Genomic DNA, 11,932 nt, shown 5'->3' with positions numbered 1-11,932 from the left:
AATGGAGCAATGACCGGCGCAGCGCGGAGCGACGACGACGCGCTCGTCGACGAAGCGGCGGCTGACCTGCTCGCCCTGCCGCCCGCGCGGTTCACCGCCGCGCGCGCGGAGCGGGCAGCCGCCGCGGCGGGACCGGTGGGCCGTCGGATCGCGAAGCTGCGCAAGCCGACGGTGGCCGCGTGGGCGGTCAACCTGCTCGTCCGCGACGGTCGCCTCGGCGAAGCGGTCGAGCTCTCGCGGGCCCTGCAGGAGGCGCAGGACGACCTGGATGCCGCCGAGCTCGCGCGTCTCGGGAAGCAACGGCGCCAGCTGGTCGCCGCCCTGGCGCGGCGCGCCGGCGAGCTCGCCGCCGAAGCGGGGACGCCGCTCAGCGCGGCGATGGCGGAATCGGTGGAGAAGACGGTGAACGCCGCGGTGGTGGATCCTGAGGTCGCCGCGGCCGTGCTCACGGGGCGGCTGGTCTCGCCGATCGATCTGGCGACTCTCGACGCCGGCGGCCTCGGCGACGCCGTCGCGGGGTCCGTGCCGCAGGGGGTGGCCGCGTCCCCGCCACGCGACGATCTCGCCGCTCGGCGGGCCCGCAAGGCTGCGGAGCGCGCGGTACGCGAGGCCGAACGCGCGCACGCCGACGCTGCGCGAGAGAGCGCGGCCGCTGACCGCCGCCTCGCGACGGCTCGGGAACGCGCCGATCGCGCGCGCGAGCGCGTCGAGGGGCTGCGAGCCGATTTAGCGCGCGCCGAGGCTGACGCCGCCGATGCGGATGCCGTCGTCGGACAGCGCGAGAGCGAGCAGAAGGAAGCCGCCGCGGCGGCGCGCGTCGCGCAGCGCGCGGTGGAACGGGCCGAGGCCGCCCGTGCGGAAGGGACGGATGCGTGATCGCGACACTCCTCGACGAGGTGCGGGCACGTCTGGCGGACGCACCGCGCGAACGGCTCGGCGAGCTCCAGGAGGGGCGCCGGGTTCTCGGCATCCCTCGTCCGCCGCGCATCGTGCCGCGGGGGACCGCGTGGCACCTCGGCGTACTGCTGCTCACCGACGACGCCGTGCTCGCCACCGGCGACATCGTGCGTTCGCGCGCCGAGGTGCGCCGGGGATTCGCGGCCGAGTCGCAGCGCCGACGAGCGGAACTCGCGGCCGCGGCCGCGCGCGGAGGAGTCCCCGAGGGGGAGACGGTCCACATCGAATGGCATCCGATCGACCTCACCGCCCTCGGTGAACGTTCGACGCCGCTCGCGGTACGCGGCGGAGAGGTGCTCGTGCGCTGGAGCGCAGCGGGCGGCTTCCTGCCGCTCGAGCGCTACCTCGACGAGCGCGTCGAGCTGCTGCGGCATCCGCCCGAGCGCGCATAGTCGGGGCCGGGGCGGGTGTCAACAGCCATGACGCGCCCCGTCGGCGAAACAACGCTGGTCTATCGTGAGCGACGTGCAGCAGGTATGGCCAGGATCCAGTTATCCCCTCGGGGCCACTTACGACGGTAACGGGACGAACTTCGCCCTGTTCAGCGAAGGAGCAGAGAAGGTCGAGCTCTGCCTCTTCGACGAGGACGGAACGGAGACGTGCTTCGAGCTGATCGACGTCGACGCATTCGTCTGGCACGCGTACCTCCCGAACATCCAACCGGGGCAGCGTTACGGGTACCGCGTCCACGGGGAGTACGACCCCGCGAACGGCAAGCGGTTCAATGCCAGCAAGCTCCTGCTCGACCCCTACGCGAAGGCGGTCGAAGGGCAGGTCGACTGGGGCCAGCCCGTCTTCAGCTACGAGTTCGGCGATCCCGACTCGTTCAACGACGAGGACTCCGCCGCGCACATGATGAAGGGCGTGGTCATCAACCCGTTCTTCGACTGGTCGGGCGATCGCCAGCCCAAGACCCCCTACTCCGAGACGTTCATCTACGAGGCCCACGTGAAGGGTCTGACCCAGCTGCACCCCGACGTTCCGGAAGAGCTGCGCGGCACCTACGCGGGCATCGCGCACCCGGCGGTGATCGACCACCTGCGCAAGCTCGGCGTCACCGCGATCGAACTGATGCCGGTGCATCAGTTCGTCAACGACTCGACCCTCGAAGAGAAGGGGCTGTCGAACTACTGGGGCTACAACACCATCGCGTTCCTCGCGCCCCAGAACACCTATTCCTCGACCGGCGATCACGGTCAGCAGGTGCAGGAGTTCAAGGCCATGGTCAAGGCGCTGCATGCGGCGGGCATCGAGGTCATCCTCGACGTGGTCTACAACCACACGGCCGAGGGCAACCACATGGGCCCGACCCTGTCGATGCGCGGCATCGACAACGAGGCCTACTACCGCCTCGAAGACGACGACAAGCGGTACTACACCGACTACACCGGCACCGGCAACAGCATGAATGTGGGCAACCCCCACACGCTGCAGCTCATCATGGACTCGCTGCGGTACTGGGTGCTCGAGATGCACGTCGACGGCTTCCGCTTCGACCTCGCCTCGACCCTCGCGCGCGAGTTCTACGAGGTGGACAAGCTCGCGACCTTCTTCGAGCTCGTGCAGCAGGATCCGGTGGTCTCTCAGGTCAAGCTCATCGCCGAGCCGTGGGACGTCGGTCCCGGCGGCTACCAGGTCGGAAACTTCCCGCCCCAGTGGACCGAGTGGAACGGCAAGTACCGCGACACCGTCCGCGACTTCTGGCGTGGCGAGCCGCAGGCGCTCGCCGAATTCGCATCGCGCCTCACGGGGTCCGCCGACCTGTACGAGCACTCGGGGCGCTTCCCCGTGGCATCCATCAACTTCGTCACCGCGCACGACGGCTTCACCCTCCGCGACCTCGTGTCGTACAACGAGAAGCACAACGAGGCCAACGGCGAGGACAACAACGACGGCGAATCGCACAACCGCTCGAGCAACATGGGCATCGAGGGTCCCACCGACGACCCCGAGGTGCTCAAGCGTCGCGCGCAGCAGCAGCGCAACTTCATCGCCACCCTCCTGCTCAGCCAGGGCGTGCCGATGCTGCTGCACGGCGACGAGCTCGGTCGCACGCAGGGCGGTAACAACAACGGCTACGCGCAGGACAACGAGATCACGTGGGTGGATTGGTCGAACGTCGACCACCCGCTCATCGAGTTCACCGCGGCCCTCGCGCGGCTGCGCAAGCAGCACCCCACCTTCCGCCGCAGCCGCTTCTTCGACGGCCGTCCCGTGAAGATGGAGGAGGGGGCGCCGATCCCCGACGTGGTGTGGCTGCGTCCCGACGGCTCGCTCATGCAGCCGGAGGACTGGGACAACGGCTTCGGTCGCGCTGTCGGAGTGTTCCTCAACGGCCAGGGCATCCGCGAGCGCGATCGTCGCGGCGAGTCGATCAGCGACGACCACTTCCTCGTGCTGTTCAACGCCGGTGACGAGCCCGTCGACTTCGTCCTGCCGGACTTCGAGTACGCCCCCGAGTGGGACGCCTACGTCGATACCGCGGGGGAGCGCGCGAACACCGAGCCGCTGAGCCCGGGCGAGACGCTGCCGATCGAGCCCAAGTCGCTCATCGTGCTGCGGGAGCACCACCTCCCCGAGCCCGAGGTCGACCACTCCGTGGCCGCCTCGCTGACCGCCCAGATCCAGGTGGTCGGCCCCGATGACCTGCCGGGCCAGGCGCCCAAACCGGAGTTGTGACCGAGATGCGGCATCCGCTTTCGACCTACCGCCTGCAGATCCGCGAATCGTTCACCCTCGACGACGCTGCCGAGGTCACGGGATATCTCCGTGACCTCGGGGTCTCGTGGGCGTACCTGTCGCCGCTGCTCGAGGCCACTCCGGGGTCCGACCACGGGTACGACGTCGTCGACGTCACGCGGGTCGACCCCGCACGCGGCGGTGCCGAGGGCCTCGCGCGCTTCGCGGAAGCCGCGCGCGGGGAGGGCCTCGGCATCCTGATCGACATCGTCCCGAACCACATGGGCGTCTCGGAGCCGCGGACGAACGCCTGGTGGTGGGACGTGCTGCGCCAGGGCCGCGCCTCGGCGTACGCGGACTCCTTCGACATCGACTGGGAGTTCGGGGGCGGCAAGGTGCGCGTACCCGTGCTCGGTGACGACCTCGACGCGGTGATCGGCGAGATCTCGTACGACCCGACTCCGGCCGACGACGCTCCCGACGGCGTGATCCGGTACTACGACCACGCTTTCCCGGTCGCGCCGGGGACGGGGACGGATGCCGCGGCCTCGGGGGCTCGCGACGCCATCGTCGCTCTGCTCGACGCGCAGAACTTCGAGCTGCGCTTCTGGCAGGACGAAGCGGAGGACCTCAACTACCGTCGGTTCTTCGCCGTGACGACCCTGGCGGGTGTCCGTGTCGAGCTGCCCGAGGTGTTCCAGGCGACGCACGCCGAGATCCTGCGGTGGGTGCGCGAGGGCCTCGCCGACGGCCTGCGCGTGGACCACCCCGACGGCCTCGTCGACCCGGGCGGCTACCTCGACCGGCTCGCGGTCGCGCTCGAGGAAGCGGGCGAGGGTGAGGTCGGGTACGTCCTCGGCGAGAAGATCCTCGAGCACGGCGAGGCGCTGCCCTCGTGGTGGAAGACCGCGGGGACCACCGGCTACGACGCGCTCGCCGAGATCGACCGCGTCCTCACCGACCCCGCGGGGGAGGCGGCGCTCGACGCGCTCGACGCGCGCCTGCGCGCCGACAGCGACCTCGCGCCACTCACCGGGTGGCACGACCTCATCCACGACACCAAGCGCAGGATCGCCGACTCGATCCAGGTGTCGGAGATCCGGCGCCTGGTGCGGGGGCTTCCCGCCGAGCTCCGTGAGGAGTTCGGGGCCGACGTGCTGCAGGACGCGCTCGCGGAGATCCTCGCGTGCTTCCCCGTCTACCGCTCCTACCTTCCCGCCGGTCGCGCCCACCTCGACGCCGCCGCGGGCGAAGCCGAGGTGCGCCGACCCGAGCTGGGCGACGTGATCGAGAAGCTCGTGCCGGTGCTCGCCGACACCAGCCGCGAGGTCGCGTGGCGGTTCCAGCAGACGACCGGTCCGGTCATGGCCAAGGGCGTCGAGGACACGGCGTTCTACCGTTACACGCGCCTGGGCTCGCTGACCGAGGTGGGCGGCGACCCGGGGGAGTTCTCCCTCGACGTCGCGGGCTTCCACACCGCGCAGGCGCTCCGCCACGCGTCGTGGCCGACCGCGATGACGACCCTGTCGACGCACGACACCAAGCGCGGCGAGGACACGCGCGCCCGCATCGCGGTGCTCGCCGAGATCCCGGAGCGCTGGGCCGAGGTGCTGGGCGAGTTCCGCGGAATCGCCTCGACCGGGCACGGACCGTTCGACAATCTGCTGTGGCAGGCGATCGTGGGTGCGTGGCCGGCATCCGCCTCCACTGCCGAGGGGCTGAAGGTCTATCGCGAGCGCCTGCACGCCTACGCCGAGAAGGCGGCGCGCGAGGCGAGCGAGGTCACCGGCTGGTGGGAGCAGGACGACGCCTTCGAGGAGCGCATGCACGCGGTCGTCGACGCGGCGACCGGCCCCGCCGCCGAGCGGGTGCGCGCGTTCGTCGACGAGATCTCGCCCGCGGGCTGGTCGAACGGTCTCTCGGCGAAGCTTCTGCAGATCATGGGCCCGGGTGTCCCCGACGTCTACCAGGGCTCGGAGCTGTGGGAGCAGTCGCTGGTCGACCCCGACAACCGTCGCGCGGTGGACTTCGCCGAGCGACGTCGCATGCTCGCCTCGCTCGATGCGCCCGGCGCGGCCTTCCCCGCGGTGGATGACACGGGCGCGGCCAAGCTGCTCGTGACCTCACGGGCGCTGCGGTTGCGTCGCGAGCACCCGCTTGAGATCTACCGTCCGCTGGAGGCCGCGGGGGCGGCATCCGATCATGTCGTCGCCTTCGACCGCGGTGGCGTGTTCGCCGTCGCGACGCGGTTGCCCCACGGCCTGGCGGCGGCGGGGGGATGGCGCGACACGGTCGTGCTGCTTCCGGACGTGCCCCTCATCGACGTGCTGACCGGTCGCTCGTTCACGGGCGGGCCCACCGCGCTGGCCGATCTCCTGGCGTACTACCCGGTGGCCTTGCTGATCTTCTGACCGTCGCGGGGGCCTTGCTGTGGCCGCCCGCATCACCGAACCCCTCGCGAACGAAGGAACATCCATGAGCATCGACGTCTGGGCACCCAAAGCAGACCGGGTGCGGCTGCGCCGCCTCGACGACAGCGGTGACTCCGTCGTCGGAGACGTCGAGATGGAGTCCGCCGCCGACGGGTGGTGGACAGCCCCGGTCGACCTCGCGGACGGCGAGCGGTACGGCTTCGTCCTCGGCGACGGCGACGACCTGCGCCCCGATCCGCGCTCACGGCGTCAGCCGGGCGGCGTGCACGAGGCTTCGGCCTGGTTCGACCCGAGCGTCTACACCTGGAACGACGCGAGCTGGACAGGCAAGCAGCTCGCGGGCGGCCTCATCTACGAGCTGCACCTCGGCACCTTCACCCCCGAGGGGACCCTGGATGCCGCGATCGGGCGCCTCGACCACCTCGTCCACCTCGGCGTCACCCACGTCGAGCTGCTGCCGGTCAACGGCTTCAACGGCACCTGGAACTGGGGCTACGACGGGGTGCTCTGGTACACCGTGCACGAGGCCTACGGCGGGCCCGAGGCGTACCAGCGCTTCGTCGACGCGGCGCACGCGGCCGGCCTCGCGGTCATCCAGGACGTCGTCTACAACCACCTCGGCCCCTCGGGCAACTACCTGCCCGAGTTCGGCGAATACCTCCGCGAGGGCAGCCGCAACACGTGGGGCGACTCGGTCAACCTCGACGAGGACGCGGTGCGTTCCTACATCGTCGAGAACGCGCTGATGTGGATGAGCGACTACCACGTCGACGGTCTGCGCCTGGATGCGGTGCACGCGCTGCTCGATCACCGCGACCCGCATGTGCTGCAGGAGATCGCCGAGCGCACCGACGCTCTGTCGGCGCACCGCGGCATCCCGCTCACGACCATCGCCGAGAGCGACATGAACGACTCGAAGCTGATCCTGCCGCGCGAGGCCGGCGGCTACGGGCTGACCGCGCAGTGGTCGGACGACTGGCACCACACCGCCCACGTGGCCCTGACGGGCGAGACGATCGGGTACTACGAGGACTTCGCCGATCTCGACGCGTTCCGCAAGGTGAGTGAGGGCGGTTTCTACCACGACGGAACCTACTCGTCGTTCCGCGAGGAGAAGCACGGCAAGCCCATCCCGGATGCCGTGCCCAACTGGCGGCTCGTGACCTTCGCCCAGGATCACGACCAGATCGGCAACCGTGCCGCGGGCGACCGTCTGTCGCAGTCGCTGGACTACGACCGCCTCGCCGCGGCCGCCGTGCTGACGCTCACCGCCCCGGGGACGCCGATGCTGTTCATGGGCGAGGAGTGGGGCGCGTCGACGCCCTGGCAGTTCTTCACCTCGCACCCCGAGCCCGAGCTCGGCAAGGCCACCGCCGAGGGCCGCATCGCCGAGTTCGCGAAGATGGGGTGGGACGAATCTACGGTCCCCGACCCGCAGGACCCCTCGACGTTCGAGAACTCGAAGCTCGACTGGGACGAGGTCGGCGAGGGCGATCACGCGCAGCTGCTCGGCCTGTACCGCGAGCTGGCGAAGCTCCGCCGGGAGCGCCCGGAACTCACCGACCCCTCCCGCGTGGGCCTGTCGGCCGCGGCGCGCGAGGCGACGGGCGGTCGGGTGTACGAGCTTCGTCGCGGAGACCTCGTGGTCGTCGTCAACCTCTCGGATGCCGAGGCCTCGGCATCCGTCTCCTCCGGCGCCCGCGTGCTTCTGGCCACGGCGGAGGGCGTGCTGCTCGAGGGTGCGGAGCTCACCGTCCCGGCGGGAGCGAGCGCGATCGCGGCTCCGGCTGTCTGATCTGACGCGACGGCCCCGCTCCTTCGGGAGCGGGGCCGTCGTTCTGCAGGTTCTGCGCTGTTCGCCGTGATGCGGCCCGCTCGACCTCGAGGTCGGGCGGGGCGTTGTTTCGTCCCAGCTCTCTTCTGCCTCGTCCCACTTTTAGCGGAGAGTGTCCCACTTATGGCTGGTTAGAGGGGCTGCAACCAGCCATGAGTGGGACGAGGTTCGGGAGACGTCAGTCGACCGACGGGCGGAGCAGGCGCAGGATGCGGATGACCGCGGGCGGCAGGAGCACGAAGGCGGCCACGATGATCGCCATCACCCCGATCCCGGTGCTCCGCGGCTCGCCGCCGAAGCGTTCGACCGCGAGCCAGCTCAGTCCCCATGCCAGCGCGAGGGCCGGGGTGAGGCGCCACGAGCTCTGCCACGCGATCGCCAGGCCGATGAGGCCCACCACGACCAGAACCCCGATTCCGATGGCATCCGCCGCCTTCTCCCACGACGCGGGGGCGATGGTCGTGAGCCAGGCAGCCGTGTTGGCGACCGTGGCCAGGGTGACCCAGCCGAGGTGAAGGCCCGTGACGCCGTCGATGAGGATCGAGTCGACCACGCCGCCGCGCGGTTCGCGCGTGCGGACGGCGACGCGGAAGGTCCAGCCGAGGGCGGCGAGGAGCAGCACGATGACGACGACCGTGAGGAAGAGGGTGCCGAAACGCGCGGTGACGAGCCACAGACCGTTGAGGGTCATGGTCAGCGCGATGAGCCAGCCGAGCGCGCGCTGGCGCCGGTTCGTGCGCTGGCGCGGGAGGGCCTGCCAGATCGCGTAGGCGATGAGGCCGAGGTAGATCACCGACCAGATCGAGAACGCCGGCCCCGCGGGGGCGAGGTACGACCCGTTCGTGCTGAGCGCTCCGTCCTGCTGGTCCTCGACCGCGGTGTTGCCGAAGGCGCCGGCGCCGATCACCGCCGCGATGATCATGAACGACAGGGCGGAGAGGACGACGATCTGACGGGCGAGGTTGTTCCCCCGCCATGGAGCTTCTACGTTCATGGGCAAAAGCCTAGATAAGCTAGCGAGATTCGCGGTTCGGGCTTGACATCGCGGCATCCGGCCCGCGCCGTCGTGCGGAGTTGGGGGCGGACACGCCGTGCGAGGGGCGGGTGTCTGGGCGTGTCGGGCATGGACTCCGCCTGACGGCGCGGCGGGGTGGCAGGACCGTCGTGCGGAGTTGGGGGCGGACACGCCGTGGAGCGGGTCGGCGGGGCGGCGTGTCGGGCATGGACTCCGCCTGACGGCTCGCGTGACGGGGCACGCCGCGACGGCCCGCGGAAGGGTCAGGCCGCGACGGCCCGCGCGGCGAACGACCGCAGCAGCAGGGTGGGCTGCTCGACCGAGGCCGTGCGCACGTGCGCCGAGACCTGGTCGAACGCCTCGGCGTCGAAGTAGCCCGCGTCGCGGTAGACCTCCATCCGGGCGACGAACGCCTCGGCGGTCGGCTCGGGGTGGAACTGCGTCGCCCACAGGCCGGCCCCGGCGCGGTACGCCTGCACCGGACAGGCCGCGTTCTCGGCGAGGAGCGTCGCCCCGGGAGGCACGCTCGCCGTTCCCTCTTTGTGCGCGGTCAGCGCCTGGAAACGAGGGGCGAGGATGCCGAATAGGTCGTCGTCACGACCCGCATCGGTCAGCGCGATCTCGGCGGGCCCGGTGCCCTCGGGGGTGTTCAGGGTGACCTCGCCGCCGAGCATGCGCGTGACGACGCCGATACCGAAGCACGTGAACATCGCGCTCGTGCGCCCCTCGATCGCGGTGGCCGCCAGGCGCTCGAGGTCGCGCTCGAGACGGCGCTGCTCGTCGGTCTTGTCGGGATCGGTGACGTTGAAGGGACTCCCGCCCACGACCACGGCGGCGAAGCGCTCGAGATCCCGGGGGAGGGGCTCACGGACGAGGTCGTGGTGCACGAGATCGTCGTCGTTCACCCCGAGCCCGTCGCGGAACGACGCCCACTCGGCCACGGCCGCATCGCGCTGCGGGCGGGCGCAGACGTAGAGCAGGCGAGCGGTCATCCAGGAATTCTATTCGCGCGCACGGGCGTCCCGCCCCGGGCTGGACTCACGACGAAACAGCGGGTCACGTCCGGGAACTGCGCCCGGCTGCCGCGCTCGCCCGCGCCGCGATCCGGCTCACGCGCGAACGCCTCAACGCGATGAGGAGGGCTCCCGCGAGGAGCGCCGCGGCGCCCCCGACGGCGAGGCCCGGGCTCGACGGCATCCCCGACTCGGCCAGGCGTGCGGGCGCTGCGCCCGATGCCGAGGGGGTCGGGATGGGGGTGGGGGAGGTCTCCGCCAGGGAGAAGCTGGGCGTCGCCGCGATCGGGACGGGCCAGCGGGCGTCCTCGAGGTACGTCGCCAGGAAGGGGGCCGGTTGCCCCTCGGTCGGCACGTCGCCGGCCGTCGACTGCAGCGGGAGCGTGATCTCGCCGCTCTCGATCGTGACGGTCTGCTCGCTTGGCGAGGGGCGCCAGGCGAGGGAATCGGTCGTTCCGACCGTGACGAGCAGTGCGTGCCCGGGCGCGAGCGTCCACTCGACGTTGCGCAGGTGCAGGCGGGTCGTCCCCGACGCGTCCAGCGGGGCCGCTTCTTCGACGATGAGCGTCGGCACACCGTCGGGCTCGACGTCCCACAGTCGCGCGTGCGCGATGCCCGCCCCCTGGGTGCGGAGGTTCAGGGACGCCCTGCCGCTGAGCCGCGTCGGCTCGTCGACGGGGTCGGAGAGCGTCTGCGAGGCCCCGATGGTCTGCGCGTCGCGCGGTGCGGTGCCGAAGAACGACCCGTCTCCCTCGTCGCCCGCGGGGAGAGCATCGGCGCCGCGGCCGGTGTCGACGTAGGAGCCGGGCGCGAGAGGAGCGGTGACCTCGCGCGTGACGCCGGGCCACGACGACTGCAGGCGCCAGTGCCCCTCGTTGTCCTGCAGCGCCCAGGCGGGGTCCGGGGCCGGCGCTCCCCTCAGGTGAGCGTCGAAGAACGCCCGCACCTCGTCCACCCATCCGGCCCGGCCCATCTTCAGACGGCCCTCGTCGTCGACGTCGTTGCCGGAGTAGTGGTCCCAGGGCCCCGCCCACGCGCTCACCGGGCCGTCGACGGCGTCCAGGAACTCCGCCATGCCCTCGGGACGCGTGTTCCTCTCGGTCCAGCCCTGCGTGAGGAACAGGGGGACGGTCGAGCCCTCGGCGTGCTGCGCGGTGTTGCGGGCGCTCCAGAAGGGCGAGGAGGGATCGGATGCCAGGGTGTCGGCCAGGATGCCGGCGGCGCACTCGGGGTGGGTCTGCTCGTACGCGGCGTTGGTCCGGTAGCGCTCGGTGTCGGGCGGGATCACGACGCCGTCCACGGTCCCCGGGTGATCGATCCCGGGGAGGGCCGCGATGCCGTTGTACGCGTCGATCGTCGTGCGGTTGTTCTCGGCGGGGATGCCGTTCTCGTAGAGGTAGTCGTAGAGGTTCCACGACGGCTCCTGCGCGACGACCGCCGCGAGACCCGCGGGCCGGTCGGCGAGACCCATGAGGCCCGTGACGGCGTCGTACGACTTCCCGTACATTCCGACGCGACCCGTCGACCACGGGGCGGATGCCGCCCACTCCACGAACGCGCGCACGTCGGCCTGCTCGCCCGGACCGCTGAAGTCGTAGCATCCGGAGCTTCCCCCGAAACCGCGCAGGTCCCCGAACACGACGGTGTAGCCGGCGGCGAACAGGCCGCCGTCGTCGATGAAGGCGCGGTGGCGCATCGAGGGACCGGTGAACGACTTGCCCTCGTCGGCCTGCTGTCCCGCGTGCGAGAGGTAGGGGCCGCTGATGAGGATCACCGGAGTGCGGGCATCCGCCGGCAGACCCGCCGGGCGAAGGACGTCGGCGTGCAGCTCGACCGGGTCGCCGTTGCGATTCGCGACGGAGGACGGCAGGTAGTGCTCGGTCCACACGGCGCCCTCGGGAACCGAGGGGTTCTGCGCGTGCGTGACGCCCCGCGAGACGTCGGGGTCGGCGTCGATGCCCGCGTCAGGGGTGGGGGCGTGGTCGTCCGCGGGGCGTCCCGC

At 71.2% G+C, this 11,932-nt stretch carries 8 protein-coding genes; 5 read left to right on the top strand and 3 right to left on the bottom strand.

The window, feature by feature from the left end:
* The first annotated feature begins 9 nt into the window (after window positions 1-9).
* The 5 genes from NS283_RS09315 (at window position 10) to treZ (ending at window position 7,863) form a co-directional block, all read left to right on the top strand.
* Window positions 10-876, top strand: coding sequence for a hypothetical protein (locus tag NS283_RS09315; RefSeq protein WP_058596587.1), 867 nt, complete (start codon window positions 10-12; stop codon window positions 874-876).
* Window positions 873-1,349 carry a hypothetical protein gene (locus NS283_RS09310; protein ID WP_058596586.1) on the top strand — a complete coding sequence of 159 codons (477 nt, stop codon included), beginning with the start codon at window positions 873-875 and terminating at the stop codon, window positions 1,347-1,349. Before NS283_RS09315 ends, NS283_RS09310 begins: the two co-directional genes overlap by 4 nt.
* 64 nt (window positions 1,350-1,413) lie before the next feature.
* Window positions 1,414-3,636 (top strand): glycogen debranching protein GlgX, encoded by a 2,223-nt coding sequence (glgX, locus tag NS283_RS09305; RefSeq protein ID WP_241490393.1) that lies wholly within the window; start codon window positions 1,414-1,416, stop codon window positions 3,634-3,636.
* Window positions 3,637-3,641: 5 nt separating this feature from the next.
* On the top strand, window positions 3,642-6,047 hold the full coding sequence (gene treY, locus NS283_RS09300) for a malto-oligosyltrehalose synthase (RefSeq protein ID WP_058596610.1): 2,406 nt from the start codon (window positions 3,642-3,644) through the stop codon (window positions 6,045-6,047).
* A gap of 64 nt (window positions 6,048-6,111) precedes the next feature.
* Window positions 6,112-7,863 (top strand): malto-oligosyltrehalose trehalohydrolase, encoded by a 1,752-nt coding sequence (gene treZ / locus NS283_RS09295; RefSeq protein ID WP_058596609.1) that lies wholly within the window; start codon window positions 6,112-6,114, stop codon window positions 7,861-7,863.
* Window positions 7,864-8,080: 217 nt separating this feature from the next.
* On the opposite strand, the gene NS283_RS09290 is transcribed toward treZ, so the two are convergent.
* The 3 genes from NS283_RS09290 to NS283_RS09280 form a co-directional block, all read right to left on the bottom strand.
* Window positions 8,081-8,896 (bottom strand): tryptophan-rich sensory protein, encoded by an 816-nt coding sequence (locus NS283_RS09290; protein ID WP_058596585.1) that lies wholly within the window; start codon window positions 8,894-8,896, stop codon window positions 8,081-8,083.
* Between the two features lie 284 nt (window positions 8,897-9,180).
* On the bottom strand, window positions 9,181-9,909 hold the full coding sequence (locus NS283_RS09285; RefSeq protein ID WP_058596584.1) for a glutamine amidotransferase-related protein: 729 nt from the start codon (window positions 9,907-9,909) through the stop codon (window positions 9,181-9,183).
* Window positions 9,910-9,973: 64 nt separating this feature from the next.
* On the bottom strand, window positions 9,974-11,932 hold a 1,959-nt coding region (locus NS283_RS09280; protein ID WP_058596583.1), incomplete at its 5' end, for a CocE/NonD family hydrolase.

This window comes from Microbacterium testaceum, assembly GCF_001476285.1.
GTDB classification, from domain to species: Bacteria; Actinomycetota; Actinomycetes; order Actinomycetales; family Microbacteriaceae; genus Microbacterium; species Microbacterium testaceum_B.
This window is presented reverse-complemented; position numbering and strand designations above follow the sequence as displayed.

What these genes read in the sequence shown, in the direction of transcription:
- NS283_RS09285 (WP_058596584.1), bottom strand. Translation starts at nt 9,909, where the DNA reads ATGACCGCTCGCCTGCTCTACGTCTGCGCCCGCCCGCAGCGCGATGCG.
- treY (WP_058596610.1), top strand. Translation starts at nt 3,642, where the DNA reads ATGCGGCATCCGCTTTCGACCTACCGCCTGCAGATCCGCGAATCGTTC.
- treZ (WP_058596609.1), top strand. Translation starts at nt 6,112, where the DNA reads ATGAGCATCGACGTCTGGGCACCCAAAGCAGACCGGGTGCGGCTGCGC.
- NS283_RS09315 (WP_058596587.1), top strand. Translation starts at nt 10, where the DNA reads ATGACCGGCGCAGCGCGGAGCGACGACGACGCGCTCGTCGACGAAGCG.
- NS283_RS09290 (WP_058596585.1), bottom strand. Translation starts at nt 8,896, where the DNA reads ATGAACGTAGAAGCTCCATGGCGGGGGAACAACCTCGCCCGTCAGATC.